Here is a 15,441-nt window from a genome sequence, read left to right on the forward strand (position 1 = left end):
GGGAACGCCGGATCCGGGACGAGGGCCCGGCGGCCCGGTCAAATCCGGTGCCCGTGGGGAACGCCCCCGGCTAGCATCCGCCCCGACCCCGGAGGCGACGCGAGGAGGCACCGCGGATGGGTACGAACCGCGCGGGACGCAGCCGAGGGGGTGCCGTCCTCGTGGCGGCCCTCACCGTCGACTCGGTCGGCAACGGGCTGTTCCTGCCCCTGTCGCTGGTGTACTTCCTGCGGCTGACCGACGTGCCGCTGGCGCTGCTCGGGGTGCTGCTCAGCGCGGCGACCGTGCTCACCCTCCCGGTGCCGTTGTGGGCGGGGGCGCTGGCGGACCGGGTGGGCGCGCTGCCGGTGGTCGTCGCCTCCCAACTGCTCCAGGCGGCCGGCTTCCTGGCGTACGCCTGGGTGCGGGGGCCGGTGGGCGTCTTCGTGGCGGCGGCGCTGGTCGCCGTCGGCGTGCGGTTCTTCTGGTCGGCCGTCTTCACGGCGGTCGCCGACTACGCCGACGGCAGTCCCGGCGGCTGGCCCCGCGACACCTGGTACGCGATCAGCAACGGCGCCCGTACCGCCGGGCTGGCGGTGGGGGGACTGACCACCGGGGTGGTGGTGGCCGACGGGCGGGCGGCCACCTACCGTGCGGTGGCCTACGGGGCGGCGGCCTGTTTCGCCCTCGCCGCGGTGCTCATCGCCGCGTGCGTACGGATCCCGGCGGCTGACGTCCGCCCGGCGGACAAGGGGCGGGGCGGGTACGCCGCGCTGGTCCGGGACCGGCCGTTTCTCGCCCTCGTCGGCCTGAACACCATCTTCGCGCTGAGCAGCATGATGCTCGGCCTGGCCCTGCCCACGGTGCTGCTCACGGACCTGCGGGGCCCCGCATGGCTGACCTCCGGCATCCTGGCCGGCAACGCGCTGCTCGTCGCCCTGCTGTCCGCGCTCGTCGGCACCCGCCTGCCGCGCCACCGCCGCACCCGCGCGATCGCGCTGGCAGCGGCCCTGTGGACGGCCTGGGGTCTCGCCATGGCTGCCCTCGGGCCGGGGCCCCTCGGCGTGGTGGCCGCGCTGCTCATCGCGGCGACGCTGCTGTTCACCGTCGCGGAGCTGGTGCACGCGCCGGCCTCCGCCGCGCTGGCCGCGGCTGCCGCACCGGCCGCCGCCCGGGGCCGCTACCTGGCGGCGTTCCAGTATTCGTTCGCCATCGCCTCGATGGTCGCGCCGGCCTTCTTCGGCACCCTGTACGAGGTCGACACCGCCGCGCCCTGGCTGGCGCTGGCGCTGCTCAACGCCGTCGGCGTCGCCGGCATCCTGCGGCTGGAACGAAGCCTGCCGCCGGACTCCGTACGGGAACCGGCGCCGGCGGGCAGCCGGCAGACGGTCGGGGCGGGCGCCGCGGCGGACTGAGCGGGGCCGGCGGCCCGGGTCGGATCGCCGGCCGCACCCGCCCGGTCAGGCCAGCGAGATCTGGTCGCCGGTAACCTTGACGTTCTTCGGCGGGAGGGGCTTGGTGGCCGGGCCGCCCTTGACCGAGCCGTCCTCGATCGAGAACTTGCTGAAGTGGCAGGTGCAGTTGATGGTGCCGCCGTCGACGTTCGTCACCGGGCAGCCCTGGTGGGTGCAGATCGAGTCGAACCCCTTGAACTCGCCCGCGCGGGGCTGGGTGATCACCACGCCCTGGGCGGGGTAGACGGCGCCACCACCCACCGGGATGTCGGCCGTACGGGCCAGCGACTGCGCGCCCTGGCGGTCGCCGCCGCCGGCGTCTCCGGTGTTGGGCACCGCCGGGCCGCCACTGGTCGGGGCCGCCGGGTCGCCGGAGTCGTCGCTGCCGCAGGCGGCCAGGACCACCGCCGCGCCGACGGCGCCCGCGCCCGTGAGGAGGGCGCGTCGCGTCCGCGCCGCCGGCCCGGTCAGCTCCTGATCGTCACTCATGCCTCGCCCTTCTCTCGGCTGCCGCCGCCTGGTCGTGATCCGCGGCCACACTCGGATACACGGAGAACTCTGCCCGACGGTTCACCCGATCAGCGACCCGGGGCCGTCCGGGCGGGCCGTACGACCCGCCCGGGCGGCGCCGGTCAGCGAAGCGCCCCGCGCCCGGTCGTCGGGCGGCGTGCCCGGCCGGCACTGTGCAGGCCGCGCCGTCAGCGTGCTCCGGCCGGCACCTTCCGGGTGCGGGACTTCGTGCCGTTGGCCTTGGCCGCCCGGGAGGTGGCCGCCGCCGCGCCCTTCGCCTCGCCGTCGAGCCTGAGCACCTGCCGCAGGAACTGCCCGGTGTGGCTCTCGGCGACCTCGGCGACCTCCTCGGGGGTGCCGGTGGCGAGCACCGTGCCGCCCCGGTGACCGCCCTCGGGACCCATGTCGACCAGCCAGTCGGCCGACTTGATCACGTCGAGGTTGTGCTCGATGGTGATCACCGTGTTGCCCTTGTCGACCAGCCCCTCCAGCACCATCAGCAGCTTGCGGATGTCCTCGAAGTGCAGGCCGGTGGTCGGCTCGTCGAGGACGTAGACGGTGCGACCGGTGGAGCGCTTCTGCAACTCGGAGGCGAGTTTGACCCGCTGTGCCTCGCCGCCGGACAGCGTCGGCGCGGGCTGGCCGAGCCGTACGTAGCCGAGGCCGACGTCGACCAGCGTCTTGAGGTGCCGGTGGATGGCCGGGATGGCGGAGAAGAACTCGGCCGCCTCCTCGATCGGCATCTCCAGCACGTCGGAGACGGTCTTGCCCTTGTAGTGCACCTCCAGGGTCTCCCGGTTGTAGCGGGCGCCCTTGCAGACCTCGCACGGGACGTACACGTCGGGCAGGAAGTTCATCTCGATCTTGATGGTGCCGTCGCCGGAGCACGCCTCGCAGCGGCCACCCTTGACGTTGAACGAGAACCGGCCGGGGCCGTACCCCCGGACCTTGGCCTCGGTGGTCTCGGCGAAGAGCTTGCGGACGTGGTCCCAGACCCCCGTGTAGGTGGCCGGGTTGGACCGCGGCGTGCGGCCGATCGGCGACTGGTCGACGCCGACAACCTTGTCCACGTGCTCCAGCCCGGAGACCCGGGTGTGCCGGCCGGGCACCAGCCGGGCCCCGTTGATCTGGTTGGCCAGCACCGCGTAGAGGATGTCGTTGACCAGCGTGGACTTGCCGGAGCCGCTGACCCCGGTGACGGCGATGAGCTGGCCGAGCGGGAACGGGACGGTCAGGTTGCGCAGGTTGTGCTCGCGCGCGCCGTGCACCACCAGCTCCCGGTCCGGGGTCTGCGGACGGCGCACCTGGGGAGTCGGGATCGACCGGCGACCCGCCAGGTAGGCCCCGGTCACCGACTCCGGGTTCTCCAACAGCGCCGGCACGGAACCGCTGTGCACGATCTTGCCACCGTGCTCGCCCGCGCCCGGGCCGATGTCGACGATCCAGTCGGCGGTGCGGATGGTGTCCTCGTCGTGCTCCACCACGATCAGCGTGTTGCCCAGCCCGCGCAGCCGCACCAGGGTCTCGATCAGCCGGTGGTTGTCCCGCTGGTGCAGCCCGATCGACGGCTCGTCGAGCACGTAGAGCACGCCGACCAGGCCGGAGCCGATCTGTGTGGCCAGCCGGATGCGCTGCGCCTCGCCGCCGGAGAGGGTGCCGGCCGGACGGTCCAGGGAGAGGTAGTCGAGACCGACGTCGAGCAGGAACCTCAGCCGGGCGTTGATCTCCTTCAGAACCCGCTCGGCGATCATCTTCTGCCGGTCGGTCAGCTCGATGCCGGCGAGCAGGTCGGCGGCCTCGCCCACCGACAGGTTGCAGACCTCGGCGATGCTCTTGCCGGCCAGGGTGACCGCGAGCACCTCGGGCTTGAGCCGGGCACCGCCGCAGGCCGCGCAGGGCACGTCTCGCATGTAGCCCTCGTACTTCTCCCGCGACCACTCCGACTCGGTGTCGGTGTGCCGGCGCTCGATCCACTGCACCACGCCCTCGAAGCCGGTGTAGTAGGAGCGCTCGCGGCCGAACTTGTTGCGGTAGCGCACGTGCACCTGGTCGTCGGAGCCGTGCAGGATCGTCTTCTGCGCCCGTGACGGCAGGGCCCGCCACGGCGTGTCGACGTCGAAGTGCTCGGCCTCCCCGAGGGCCTCCAACAGGCGCAGGAAGTATTCCAGGTTGTGCCCGGTCGACCAGGGCTGGATCGCGCCCTCGCGCAGGGTGCGCTCCGGGTCGGGGACGAGCAGCTCGGGGTCGACCTCCTTCTTGGTGCCGAGGCCGGTGCACTCGGGGCACGCGCCGTAGGGGGCGTTGAAGGAGAAGACCCGGGGCTCCAGATCCTCGATCGCGAGCGGGTGGTCGTTGGGGCAGGCCAGGTGCTCGGAGTAGCGCCGCTCGCGCTCCGGATCGCCCTCGGGCAGGTCGACGAAGTCGAGCAGGACCAGGCCGCTGGACAGGCCGAGGGCGGCCTCGACCGAGTCGGTCAACCGCTGTTTGGCGCTCGGCTTGACGGTGAGCCGGTCGATCACCACCTCGATGGTGTGCTTCTCCTGCTTCTTCAGCTTCGGCGGCTCGGTCAGCGGGTGCACCACGCCGTCGACCCGGGCCCGGGCGTAGCCCTTGGCCTGGAGCTCGGCGAAGAGGTCGACGTACTCCCCCTTGCGGCCACGCACCACCGGCGCGAGCACCATGAACCGGGTGCCCTCGGTCATCGCGAGGACCCGGTCGACGATCTGCTGCGGGGTCTGCCGGGAGATCCGCTCGCCGCAGACCGGGCAGTGCGGCTCGCCGATGCGGGCGAAGAGCAGCCGGAGGTAGTCGTAGACCTCGGTGATGGTGCCCACCGTCGAACGCGGGTTGCGCGAGGTGGACTTCTGGTCGATGGAGACCGCCGGGCTCAGGCCCTCGATGAAGTCGACGTCCGGCTTGTCCATCTGGCCGAGGAACTGCCGCGCGTACGACGACAGCGACTCGACGTAGCGGCGCTGCCCCTCGGCGAAGATCGTGTCGAAGGCCAGGCTCGACTTGCCCGACCCGGAGAGCCCCGTGAACACGATCAGGGCGTCCCGGGGCAGGTCGAGACTGACGTCACGCAGGTTGTGCTCGCGCGCGCCACGGATGATCAGTCGGTCGGCCACTGTCCGTGTACTCCCGGGTGAAGGCGATGAGGAGGAATTGTCCGCTCCAAGGCTGTTCTGAGCGGTTGTCTGAGCAGGTTCGAGCGGTTGTCGAAGAGGTCGTGGGCGCGCAGAAAGGCGCCTCGGCAACTCTAGCCCCGAGGTACGACACTTTTCCTCGCCAGCACGTTCCCCCAGCTCAGCACGGTCCGCCGCGCACGGGAGGCGGGCGGAGCCGGCCGTGACCGACTCCGCCCGCGCGTACCCGTCAGGGGCGGGCGGCCCGCCGCCGGCCGGAGCGCCAGCCACCGCGCCGCTCCGCGGCCAGCCGCGTCTCCCGCCGCCGGCTCTCGTACGCCACCTCCCGCTGCAACCGGCGCCAACTCTCCCAGCGCCGCGCCGGCAGTTCGCCGTTCTCCAACGCCTCGCGCACCGCGCAGGCGGGCTCACCGTCGTGCCCGCAGTCGGCGTACCGGCAGCCGGTGGCCAGCTCGGCGATGTCGGCGAACGCCCGGTCCAGTCCCGCCGAGCCGTCCAGCAGGCCGACCGCCCGTACCCCCGGGGTGTCCAGCACGGCGCCGCCACCGGGCACCGGGAGCAGCGCCCGCCAGGTGGTGGTGTGCCGGCCCTTGCCGTCGACCCGCCGGATCGCCTGGGTGGGCATCAGCGCCGCCCCGGCCAGCGCGTTGACCAGGCTCGACTTGCCGGCACCCGACGGGCCGAGCAGGCCGAGCGTGCGGCCGGGCGCCACCTCGGCGCGCAGCGGGTCGAGCCCGGTGCCGTGCTCGGCGCTGACGGCCAGCACCGGCACCCCCGGGGCCACGCCGGCGAGCTGGCGCGCGACGGCGTCCGGGTCGGCCGCCAGGTCGGCTTTGGTGAGCACGACCAGCGGCCGGGCGCCGGACTCGTGCGCCAGGGAGAGCAGCCGTTCGATCCGGCCGACGTCCGGTTCGGGGTGCACCGGCTCCACCACGGCGGCGGCGTCCAGGTTGGCGGCCAGCACCTGACCGCTGGCGTCCTTGCCGGCGGTCCGCCGCACGAGGGCGGTGCGCCGCGGCAGCACCGCCTCCACGGTGACGTTGCGGTCGGGCCAGGTGCCCAGCAGCACCCAGTCCCCCGCGCAGGGCAGCCGGGTCAAGTCGCGGGCGGCGGCGGCCAGGACCGCCCCGCCCAGGGTGGCGCGGACCGGGCCGTCCGCGCAGAGCACGGTGCAGACCCCGCGGTCCACCCGGGCCACCCGGCCCGGTCGGTGTCCGGCGCGTCGTCGTACGTGTGCCGCCCGGTCGGCGTCCCAGCCGAGGGCGGTCAGGTCGATGGTCATGGCATCCTCATCGGTGTCGGAGCGGTTGACGCACGCGTGCTGTTACCGGCATGGTCACCACCTCCCCGCCGTTCCGGTGACGCGTTCGACGCCGACGGTAGGACGCGCCGCGACGCGCCGAAAGCGATTTCCCCGGCGACGCGGGGCCGACCGGCGGATAGGGTCGGTGGGTGACCATGGATCCGCTTCTGCTGACCGGCGAGGTGGACGCCGCCACAGGCCGCCTGCTGCGGGCCGCGGCCACCTTCGACGACAGCGACCTCGCCGCCGTGTCGCTGCTGCCGGGCTGGAGCCGGGGGCACGTCCTGACTCATCTGGCCCGCAACGCCGACGGCTTCGTCAACCTGCTCACCGCGGCCCGCACCGGCGAGCCGATCCCGATGTACGCCTCCGCGACGGCCCGGGACGCCGACATCGAGGCCGGCGCCACCCGCCCACCCGACGCCCACCTGGACGACCTGCGCCGCTCAGCCGACCGGTTCGCCGAGGCGGTCGCCGCGATGCCGGTCGAGGCGTGGGCGGCCACGGTCCAGACCCGGCGCGGCCCCTGGCCGGCGGCCATGCTGGTCTGGGGACGGCTGCGTGAGATCGAGGTGCACCACGTGGACCTCGCCGCCGGCTACCGGCCGTCCCACTGGCCCGAGGCGTTCGGCCACCGGCTGCTGCACGAGGTGGCCGGTGACCTCGCCGACCGCGATGACGTGCCACCGTTGGTGCTGCGCTTCGACGGCAGCCGGCACGAACTGGTCGTCGGCGACCGGAGCAGCGCGCCCACGGTCACCGGCGCCGCCCCCGAGCTCGCCGCCTGGCTGATCGGCCGCAGCCCTGGCACCGTGCTGACCGTCACGCCCGACGGTCCCCTACCGCAACCACCGGAATGGATATAGACGACCTCATGACCTACAGCGGAGACGTCACGCCCGGCGGTGCGCCGGCCGTACGCGAGCTCGACCAGCTCACCATCACCAAGGTGTCGGTGGGCCCGATGGACAACAACGCCTACCTGCTGCGCTGCCGGGCCACCGGTGAGCAGGTGCTGATCGACGCCGCCAACGAGGCGCCCCGGCTGATCGAGCTGGTGGGCGACGCGGGGCTGGCCACCGTGGTCACCACCCACCAGCACATGGACCACTGGGTGGCGCTGGAGGAGGTGGTCGCCAAGACGGGCGCCCGCCCGCTGGTGCACACCGACGACGCGGCAGGGCTGCCGATCGAGGCCGAGACGCTCGCCGACGGCGACAGCGTGCCGGTGGGCGAATGCGCGCTGGAGGTCATCCACATCAAGGGACACACCCCCGGCTCGATCGCGCTGCTCTACCGTGACCCGGCAGGAACGCCGCACCTGTTCACCGGCGACAGCCTCTTCCCGGGTGGCGTCGGCAACACCGACAAGGATCCGGAGCGGTTCGCGGCGCTCATCGACGACGTCGAGCACAAGCTCTTCGACCGGTTGCCCGACGAGACCTGGTTCTACCCGGGCCACGGCAAGGACAGCACGCTCGGCGCGGAACGCTCCGCGTTGCCCCAGTGGCGCGCCCGCGGCTGGTGACGTCAGCGGGGCCGGGCGCGATCCGCGCCCGGCCCCGCTCCCCCGTCGACCCCCGTTCCCCCGTTCACCCCCGCTTTCTCGTCGGGCCCGTTCCCCGTCTGGCGCGGGTCAGGCCCCGGTGACCGCCCGCAGTCGGCGCCGCGTGCCCATCAGCACCACACCCGCCAGCAGCAGGCCGACCGCCATGGTGACCAGCATCGGGCTGGACTCCCCCGGCAACAGCCCCGCCAGCGACCGCGAGGCGCTGCCCAGCACCAGGTAGAGACCGGCCCAGGCGGCCGCGCCGAGCGTCGCGCAGCCGAGGAAGCGCGGGTACGACATCCGCAGCCCGCCCGCCGCCAGCGGCAGCAGCGCGTTGAACACCGGCAGGAAGGGCGCGACCAGCACCATCCGGCCGCCCCCGCGCCGGAGGATCCCCTCCGCCGCCACCCAGCGCTCCTCGCCGATCCAGTCGCCGAAGCGGCTGCGGCGCAGGAGATCGCCGTAGCGGCGGCCGGCGAAGAAGCTCAGCGACCAGCCGGCGAGGCAGCCGGCCACCACGACCGCGAAGGTGATGGCCCCGGTGGTCGGACCGCCGACCCCCATCGCGGCCAGGATCGCCACGTCGCCGGGGACCAGCACCCCGAGCAGCGGTACGGCGTCGAAGAGCATCACCACCCCGAGCACCCCCATGAGCAGGGTGGTGGGGAGCTCTCCGAGCTGGGTCAGCCAATCCGACATGCCCCGTACGCTATGGCCGCCCGGCCACCCCGGTCATCGGGTCCGATCCCCCACCGCCCCCTGGTATCGGTCTCGGGGTCGACCCTGAGAGCCTGCGGTCACCAGGGGCGCAGCACCTGCACCCGGCGCACGGGCGAGTCGACGGAGGGCTCGGTGGTCGGCACGGGATAGCTCGCCACCGCCGTCAGCGCGCCCGGCGGCAGGTGGCCCCGCCCGGGGTCGCCGACCAGCACGTCGGCGCCGGTGTTGGCGGCCCGCCGCAGGAAGGGCAGCACCCGCGCGGCCATCGCCGGGTCGTAGAGCACGTCCCCGGCCACCAGCAGGTCCACCCCGCCGGGGTCGGAGTCGAGCAGGTCGCCGCCGGTGGCCGCGACGGTGACGCGGTTGGCCTGGGCGTTGACGGTGACCGCCGCGACCGCGTACGGGTCGATGTCGTTGGCGAACACCCGCTCGGCGCCGGCGAGCGCGGCGGCGATCGCCACCAGGCCGGACCCGGCGGCGAGGTCGAGCACCCGGCGCCCGGCCGCGAGTTCGGGGTGATCCAGCAGATGGCGGGCGAGGGCCTGGCCTCCTGCCCAGACCGAGGCCCAGTACGGCGGGGGCAGGGCGTGCCCGGCGTGCGCCTCCATCCGGGCCCACCAGACGATGGCGTCCTCGGCCAGGTGCAGCCGGACCTCGGGGACGAACGGGATCGGCACCAGCCGGAGCCGGTCCAACCCGCCGCCCGGAGCGTCGATCTCCCGCTCCAGCTCGGTCAGCGCGTCGGCTGTGGCACCGCTCATCGGGGCTAGCATGCCCCAGGTGACCGGGCACCGCCCGGCTTTCGCCCCGCCCCGGCAAGAGTTCACCGCGCGCCTGCGGCACTTCGGCCAGCAAATCGGGGTTTGGCCAGTTACTCTCGGGGGAGCACCGGGCGATCATCGGTCGACGACCGCGGGTCACCCGCTTTGGAACAGGGAGAGATGCATGGCAACCGGCACGGTTAAGTGGTTCAACTCGGAAAAGGGCTTCGGCTTCATCGAGCAGGACGGCGGAGGGCCGGACGTATTCGTCCACTACTCGGCCATCGCGTCGAGCGGTTACCGGGAGCTGAACGAGGGCCAGAAGGTCGAGTTCGAGGTGACCCAGGGGCAGAAGGGTCCGCAGGCGGACAACGTCCGTTCTCTGTAGCTCCGTGCCGGTGGCGGCGGTCGGTTGACGACCGCCGCCGCAGCGCGTTCAGAGCAGCTTCGGCGTGGCGGGCAGGTCCCGTCGCCGCCGTGCGGTCGGACCGTTTGCCTCGAGCCGGTCAAGCGGCCAGGCGGCGGGCCAACTCGTCGGTTATCTGTTGGGCCATGGTGGGCGGGATGGCGGCGGCGATGGCGGCCGGGTCGAGGCCGGCGAGGACCCCGGCGATGACCGCGGATTCGTCGACCAGGTCCCGGTCGCCCAGTTCGGCGAGCCCGGCGGAGATCTTGGGTATCTGCTGGTGGATCGACTGCACCGCCGCCCCCAGCGTGGGGCCGGACCGGCCGAGCAGCATGTTCAGGGTGGCCGCGGCAACCTTCCGGGCGTCGTCGTCGGTGATGGCCATGTCGTCCTCCAGGAGTCCGATGGTGGTCAGGTAGCGGCGGAACAGCGGGGTCTGGTCCCGGTTCGCCTTGGTCGAGTCGCGGAAGAAGCTGAAGTGCGTGTGCCACAGGTGGGAGTTGTCGCCGCTCGTTCGCCTGCGCAGGCGGTCCCACCGCCGGACGACCCTGCCGTCCGGGGAGTAGATGATCTCCCTGATGTCCCGGCTGTCCGGGGTCCCGGCGACGCACTGCGCGACGCACCAGGTGGAGAAGCTGCGCAGGTCATGCGTTCGACCCGCGACGCGGACCTTGAAGTGGCCGACATCGAGGGCGGACGCGTCCAGGGTCAGGCCTGCCTTGTCGCGGGGCGATTCGACGACGGAGTAGTCCCTGGCCACCACCCGGTCGGAGCCGCAGTGGTAGCCGCCCCGGTGGGCGGGGTCACCGACGATGCCGACCTCGGCGGGTTCGAGGTCCTGATCGCGGGAGGTGTCGGGGTCGACGTTTAGGTGGTCGAGCAGCAGGCGGCGGACGGCCAGCAGGTTTTCCGGTGCCCGCGTCATGGGTTCCCCCTTGCGAATGGGTCGGGGGCCGGGCACGACAGTGCACACCGCGTAGGCGGCGTGAGAGCCTCAGCGCAGGCCCGACCGAGTGGTGCACAGCATCGGGCGTTGGCCCAACGATAACCCCATCGACGAATGAATGCCCAGCTCAGGAGGGGTTTTTTCGGCTGGTGGAAAGCTGGGTGGCCGGCGGCACGACCGGCAGGACCACTGCGGACGGACACTGCGGATCGTGCAGGATCTCCCGCCAACCGGCACGCAGAGTGACGGCCGTGCCGAGGGGCTCGCCGGTGCCGGGATTGCGCGCGTAGCGGGGATGGGCGCCGCCGGAGACCTGCACCCGCAGCCGGTGCCCCGCCGCGAACCGGTGCGCCGTGGGCCAGAGTTCCACCGGTACGCGCACCACGCCCGCCGCGTCGGCGGGGAACCGGTCCGGCGCGACCCGGACCAGTCCGTCGCAGACGTTCCAGGAACGGCCACGTCGGTCCACGTCGCACAGTCGCACGAAGACGTCCAAGTGGGACAGCTCGCTGCGTAGGTGGATCTCGGCGCGTACCGGGCCGATCACCTCGACGGGCGCGTCGAGCGGGGCGCTGGTGAAGGTGAGCACGTCGGGCCGGGCCTCGACCGGGCGGTTGTCCACCGGCCCGGCCCGCTGGGCGACGAGCAGCGGGCCGCCGAGCGAGGGCGTCGGGTCGGCCGGGTCGTAGTGGAAGCCGTCCGGCGCCGACGGGACGGGCGCGGCGGTGCTCAGCCCGCCGGCCGGGTGCAGGTGCCACGGGGTCGGCGCCGATGGGGGCGGCCAGTCGGGCAGGTCCCGCCAGCCGGCTCCCGCGCCGCCGACGTGCACCCTCACCGGGGCGGTCGGACCGGCAGCGCTCCGCCCCCGTGGGCGCCGCCCGGCGAGGTGCTCGTCGAGGTGGTCCAGCCCGTCGCGCAGCCCGGCGAGGAGGAGGCCGGGGCTGCCGTGGGTCCACGGCCCGACGGTCAGCCGGGGTTGGGCACCGGCCGCACGCAGCGCCGCGAAGTCGCGCAGCTGCGCCGGAAGGAAGATGTCGTGCCAGCCGCTCACCATCGCCACCGGCGCCTGGACCTCGGCGATCCGGCCGCCGAAGACGCGCGGGTGCCAGTAGTCGGCGTCCGGGGTGTGGTGGCGCAGCCACTCCTGGAAGAACGGCACGGTGACGCCGGTGGCCACCCGGTCCGCCTCGGCCAGCGGCAGGTGGGCCAACGCCGCGACCAGCCGCGGCTGCCCGCGCTTGAGCTCCCACTGCCGGGCCAGCCACGGCACCGTCTGCGCCTGGAGCAGCTCGGCCCAGGTGAGCACGGTGTCCAGGGCGAAGGACTCCCCGGCGTACGTCGAGTCGCGGGTGCCCGAGGCGGTCACCACCGCGACCATCGCACGCAGTTCCTCCCCGGCGTCGGCGGCGAGGGCCCACTGCACGAAGCCCTGGTAGCTGGCGCCGAACATGCCGAACGCCCCGGACCACCAGGGCTGGCGGCGCAGCCAGTCGAGGGTGTCGAGGCCGTCCTCGCGCTCGTGCACCAGCGGGGCGAACGCACCGCCCGAGCCGAACGTGCCCCGGCAGGACTGGATCACCACGTGGAAGCCGCGTTCGGCGGCGACCCGGCCGAGCAGCCGCATCGGCCCGCCCCGCCCGTACGGGGTGCGGATCAGCACGGTGGGCGCGGCGGGCAGGTCCGGGGCGTAGTGGTCGGTGCGCAGCGGCACGCCGTCACGGACCCGCACCGGGATGTCCCGGGTGAGGGTGACCCGACGGGTGCGCGCGGGCGGCAACCGAAGCGCGGCGGTGGCAAGGCGGGTCGCCAGCCGGTCGAGCACGACGTCAGCCCTTCGCGCGCCGCGCCGGCTCGTCGCGGGCGGCGCGCACCACGTCCCGGTGCTCCCCCATCGAGGCGGTCATCGCGGCCATGAACCGGTGTACCACCTCCAGTTCCTCGTCGCTGAAGCCGGCCATCACCTCGTCGGTGCGCCGGCCGAGGGGACGGAAGAAGTCCATGGCCAGCGCCGCGCCCCGCTCGGCGTAGTGCAGGAAGACCTTGCGCCGGTCGGCGGTGTCGCGGTCACGGCGGATGTGCCCGGTGCGCTCCAGCCGGTCGATCAGGGCGGTGACCGAGCCGGAGGAGAGGTTGAGCTGTTCACCGAGGCGGCCGGGGGTGATCGGCTGGCCGTACAGCTCGGCGTCCATCACCGCGATCAGCGCCTGCAGGTCGGTGGCGTTGAGCCCGTGCAGGCCGGCGAAGGCGTGCCCGATGTGCTGCGCGTCGACCGAGTAGCGCCGCAGCTCGGCCGCGATCTCGGCGACCAGCCGCTCGCGGTGCGTGTCGCGCCGCCGGTACATGCCGTGCCCTGCCACGTCGGTCGTTTCCTCCTGCCGTCCGTTCCGGTTGCAGCATAACTCAGCAGTCGATAATCTCGTTTATCAAGATACTCGACGTTCGGCTCTTTGCGCCGTTCGTGAGGTCTTCAGCGTCGAAGGAATCCCCGCCGAGAGAGACCGTGAGGGCAACCGATGTCAGTGTTCACCCGCGTGGCGCGCGGACGGCTCGCCGCGTGGCTCACCGTGGTCGCCGCGATCGTCGTCGGCGCGGCCGTGTTCGGGATGCCCAAGCCCGACAACCCGGAGCCCGTCTCGTCCACCGGCCTGTCCGTGCGGTGGCAGTCGACCCAGGTGGAACGGCTCCAGGACCAACTGCCCTCCCGCGACGTCCAGGCCGCGATCGTCGTCGTCAGCCGCGTCGACGGCGGCCCGCTCGGCGAAGCCGACCGCCAGGCCGTCACCGACCAGTCCAATGACCTCGCCCGGTTCGCCGTCGGCGGCCGCGTCAGCCCACCGCAGGTCTCCCCCGACGGTGCCGTCGCGCTCGTCGCCGTACCGCTGTCCACCGCCGGCGGGCAGGATGACCTCACGGGCCGGATCGACCAGCTCCGCACGTCACTGGACGACGTGCCCGACGCGCTCACCGTGCAGGTGACCGGCGGGCCCGCGTTCGCCACCGATTTGACGAAGGTCTTCGACGGCGCCGACACCACGCTGCTCGCCGTCACCGCCGCCGTCGTGGCGCTGCTGCTGCTCGTCACCTACCGCAGCCCGTTCCTCTGGATCGTGCCGCTCGTCGTCGTGGCGGCGACCGAGCAACTCACCCTGCGGGCCCTGGAAACGGTCGTCCCGGCGTTCGGCATCAACCTGCCCGGCGGCGCCGTCACCGGCATCGCCAGCGTCCTCGTCTTCGGCGCCGCCACCAACTACGCCCTGCTGCTCATCGCTCGGTACCGCGAGGAGCTGCGCCACGAGGAGGACCGCTTCGTGGCGATGCGCGCCGCGCTGCGTCGTACCGCCGAGCCCATCCTCGCCAGCGGCTCCACCGTCGTCCTCGGCGTGCTCACCCTGCTGCTGTCCGAGCAGGAGCTCAACCGCGCCCTCGCCATCGCCTGCGCGACGGGCGTGATCCTCGCCATGCTCTCGGCGCTGTTCGTCCTCCCTGCGGTACTGGTGATCTTCGGTCGCGGCCTGTTCTGGCCGTTCGTGCCCCGGGTCGGTGGCGAGGCCCGCGAGGGCCGGCTGTGGGGCCGGCTCGGCGCCGCCGTCGAGCGCCGACCCGCACCGGTCGCCCTGCTCGCGACGCTGCTGCTCGCCGGGCTCGCCCTCGGTGGGCTCGGCATCCGCACCGGCCTGTCCGAGACCGAGCAGTTCCGGGTCAAGCCGGAAGCGGTCGCCGGCGCGGAGACCCTCGCCCGGTCCTTCCCCGCCGGCACGACCCAACCGGTCGCCGTGCTCACCACGCCCACGGCGGTACGGGCCGTCACGGACGCCGTCACGGCCGTCCCCGGCGTGGCCTCCGCGCGCCCCGGTGAGGCGGGCGCCCAGGTCGCCCAGGTCGACGTCGTGCTGGAGGCCGAGCCCGGTACCGACGCCGCGAACCGGGCCGTCGAGGCGCTGCGGGACGCCGTCGCGGCGATCCCCGGTTCCGCCCCGCCCGCCGTCGACGGCGCACCCGCGTTCGACGGCGCGGTGGTGGGTGGCGCCGTCGCGGCCACGTACGACGAGAACGAGGCCAACAGCAAGGACCTGCGGCTGATCCTGCCGCTCATCCTGCTGCTCGTCGGCGCGGTCCTGGTGCTGCTGCTGCGCGGCCTGCTCGCCCCGCTGCTGCTGGTGCTCACCGTGATCGCGTCGTTCTTCGCCAGCATCGGCGCGTCGTGGCTGCTCTTCGACCACGTGCTCGACATGCCGGCGCTCGACAGCGGCGTCCTGCTGCTCGCCTTCGTGTTCCTGGTGGCGCTCGGCGTGGACTACAACATCTTCCTCGTCACCCGGGCCCGCGAGGACGCCCGCCGCACCGGCACCCGCGACGGCATGCTCTCGGCCCTACGGGTCACCGGCGGCGTCATCACGAGTGCCGGCGTACTGCTCGCTGCGGTCTTCGCCGTCCTCGGCGTCCTGCCGCTGATCCTGCTGACCCAGATCGGGATCATCGTCTGCATCGGCGTGCTGCTGGACACCCTGCTCGTCCGGACGGTCCTGGTGCCGGCACTGGCGTTCACGCTCGGCGACCGCTTCTGGTGGCCCGGACGGATCAGGCGCGAGCCCGCCGAGGTCGACGACGACCCGTCGGCGGGACACGAGGCGCTGACCACCCGGGAATGACCGGCCCGCCGCAACGGG

The 15,441-nt window shown here is 73.3% G+C and carries 13 protein-coding genes; 5 read left to right on the forward strand and 8 right to left on the reverse strand.

The window, feature by feature from the left end; all coding sequences use genetic code 11:
• The first annotated feature begins 116 nt into the window (after positions 1 to 116).
• Positions 117 to 1,394, forward strand: coding sequence for an MFS transporter (locus AB0D32_RS17460; RefSeq protein WP_357090791.1), 1,278 nt, complete (start codon positions 117 to 119; stop codon positions 1,392 to 1,394).
• 45 nt (positions 1,395 to 1,439) lie between these two features.
• Here AB0D32_RS17460 and AB0D32_RS17465 read toward each other — a convergent pair whose 3' ends face one another.
• From AB0D32_RS17465 to rsgA, 3 genes are all read right to left on the reverse strand, one after another.
• A complete protein-coding gene (locus AB0D32_RS17465; RefSeq protein ID WP_357090793.1) occupies positions 1,440 to 1,922 on the reverse strand; it encodes a Rieske (2Fe-2S) protein in 483 nt (160 codons plus the stop codon).
• A gap of 209 nt (positions 1,923 to 2,131) precedes the next feature.
• Entirely contained in the window at positions 2,132 to 5,071 is a 2,940-nt protein-coding gene (gene uvrA, locus AB0D32_RS17470) for an excinuclease ABC subunit UvrA (protein WP_357090795.1), read from the reverse strand.
• A 247-nt stretch (positions 5,072 to 5,318) separates the two neighbouring features.
• Positions 5,319 to 6,371: a ribosome small subunit-dependent GTPase A gene (rsgA, locus tag AB0D32_RS17475; protein WP_357090797.1), complete on the reverse strand. Its 1,053-nt coding sequence runs from the start codon at positions 6,369 to 6,371 to the stop codon at positions 5,319 to 5,321.
• A 170-nt stretch (positions 6,372 to 6,541) separates the two neighbouring features.
• Between rsgA and AB0D32_RS17480 the strand changes: the two genes are divergently transcribed.
• Both AB0D32_RS17480 and AB0D32_RS17485 read left to right on the forward strand, forming a co-directional pair.
• The gene (locus tag AB0D32_RS17480; protein ID WP_357090799.1) at positions 6,542 to 7,258 is read left to right on the forward strand and encodes a maleylpyruvate isomerase family mycothiol-dependent enzyme; all 717 of its coding nucleotides are present in this window, start codon (positions 6,542 to 6,544) and stop codon (positions 7,256 to 7,258) included.
• 8 nt (positions 7,259 to 7,266) lie between these two features.
• The gene (locus tag AB0D32_RS17485; protein WP_357090802.1) at positions 7,267 to 7,920 is read left to right on the forward strand and encodes an MBL fold metallo-hydrolase; all 654 of its coding nucleotides are present in this window, start codon (positions 7,267 to 7,269) and stop codon (positions 7,918 to 7,920) included.
• 108 nt (positions 7,921 to 8,028) lie between these two features.
• On the opposite strand, the gene AB0D32_RS17490 is transcribed toward AB0D32_RS17485, so the two are convergent.
• Together AB0D32_RS17490 and AB0D32_RS17495 are read right to left on the reverse strand one after the other, a co-directional pair.
• Positions 8,029 to 8,640, reverse strand: coding sequence for a VTT domain-containing protein (locus AB0D32_RS17490; RefSeq protein WP_357090804.1), 612 nt, complete (start codon positions 8,638 to 8,640; stop codon positions 8,029 to 8,031).
• Positions 8,641 to 8,738: 98 nt separating this feature from the next.
• On the reverse strand, positions 8,739 to 9,422 hold the full coding sequence (locus tag AB0D32_RS17495; protein ID WP_357090806.1) for a 50S ribosomal protein L11 methyltransferase: 684 nt from the start codon (positions 9,420 to 9,422) through the stop codon (positions 8,739 to 8,741).
• 184 nt (positions 9,423 to 9,606) lie between these two features.
• Here AB0D32_RS17495 and AB0D32_RS17500 point away from each other — a divergent pair, with 184 nt between their 5' ends.
• Positions 9,607 to 9,810 carry a cold-shock protein gene (locus AB0D32_RS17500; RefSeq protein WP_088999344.1) on the forward strand — a complete coding sequence of 68 codons (204 nt, stop codon included), beginning with the start codon at positions 9,607 to 9,609 and terminating at the stop codon, positions 9,808 to 9,810.
• 118 nt (positions 9,811 to 9,928) lie between these two features.
• On the opposite strand, the gene AB0D32_RS17505 is transcribed toward AB0D32_RS17500, so the two are convergent.
• From AB0D32_RS17505 to AB0D32_RS17515, 3 genes are all read right to left on the reverse strand, one after another.
• A complete protein-coding gene (locus AB0D32_RS17505; RefSeq protein ID WP_357090808.1) occupies positions 9,929 to 10,753 on the reverse strand; it encodes a hypothetical protein in 825 nt (274 codons plus the stop codon).
• Positions 10,754 to 10,901: 148 nt separating this feature from the next.
• On the reverse strand, positions 10,902 to 12,596 hold the full coding sequence (locus tag AB0D32_RS17510; protein WP_357090810.1) for a CocE/NonD family hydrolase: 1,695 nt from the start codon (positions 12,594 to 12,596) through the stop codon (positions 10,902 to 10,904).
• Between the two features lie 4 nt (positions 12,597 to 12,600).
• A complete protein-coding gene (locus tag AB0D32_RS17515; protein ID WP_357091066.1) occupies positions 12,601 to 13,116 on the reverse strand; it encodes a MarR family transcriptional regulator in 516 nt (171 codons plus the stop codon).
• A gap of 171 nt (positions 13,117 to 13,287) precedes the next feature.
• On the opposite strand from AB0D32_RS17515, the gene AB0D32_RS17520 reads away from it, so the two are divergent.
• The gene (locus tag AB0D32_RS17520) at positions 13,288 to 15,423 is read left to right on the forward strand and encodes an efflux RND transporter permease subunit (RefSeq protein WP_357090812.1); all 2,136 of its coding nucleotides are present in this window, start codon (positions 13,288 to 13,290) and stop codon (positions 15,421 to 15,423) included.
• The last annotated feature ends 18 nt before the right edge of the window (positions 15,424 to 15,441 follow it).

The sequence above is a fragment of the Micromonospora sp. NPDC048170 genome, assembly GCF_040652795.1.
Taxonomy (GTDB): Bacteria; Actinomycetota; Actinomycetes; order Mycobacteriales; family Micromonosporaceae; genus Micromonospora.

Excerpts from the sequence above, each read along its gene's own strand:
- AB0D32_RS17505 (WP_357090808.1), bottom strand. The coding sequence starts at position 10,753 with ATGACGCGGGCACCGGAAAACCTGCTGGCCGTCCGCCGCCTGCTGCTC.
- AB0D32_RS17500 (WP_088999344.1), top strand. The coding sequence starts at position 9,607 with ATGGCAACCGGCACGGTTAAGTGGTTCAACTCGGAAAAGGGCTTCGGC.
- AB0D32_RS17515 (WP_357091066.1), bottom strand. The coding sequence starts at position 13,116 with ATGTACCGGCGGCGCGACACGCACCGCGAGCGGCTGGTCGCCGAGATC.
- AB0D32_RS17485 (WP_357090802.1), top strand. The coding sequence starts at position 7,267 with ATGACCTACAGCGGAGACGTCACGCCCGGCGGTGCGCCGGCCGTACGC.
- AB0D32_RS17465 (WP_357090793.1), bottom strand. The coding sequence starts at position 1,922 with ATGAGTGACGATCAGGAGCTGACCGGGCCGGCGGCGCGGACGCGACGC.
- AB0D32_RS17520 (WP_357090812.1), top strand. The coding sequence starts at position 13,288 with ATGTCAGTGTTCACCCGCGTGGCGCGCGGACGGCTCGCCGCGTGGCTC.
- AB0D32_RS17495 (WP_357090806.1), bottom strand. The coding sequence starts at position 9,422 with ATGAGCGGTGCCACAGCCGACGCGCTGACCGAGCTGGAGCGGGAGATC.
- rsgA (WP_357090797.1), bottom strand. The coding sequence starts at position 6,371 with ATGACCATCGACCTGACCGCCCTCGGCTGGGACGCCGACCGGGCGGCA.
- AB0D32_RS17460 (WP_357090791.1), top strand. The coding sequence starts at position 117 with ATGGGTACGAACCGCGCGGGACGCAGCCGAGGGGGTGCCGTCCTCGTG.
- AB0D32_RS17490 (WP_357090804.1), bottom strand. The coding sequence starts at position 8,640 with ATGTCGGATTGGCTGACCCAGCTCGGAGAGCTCCCCACCACCCTGCTC.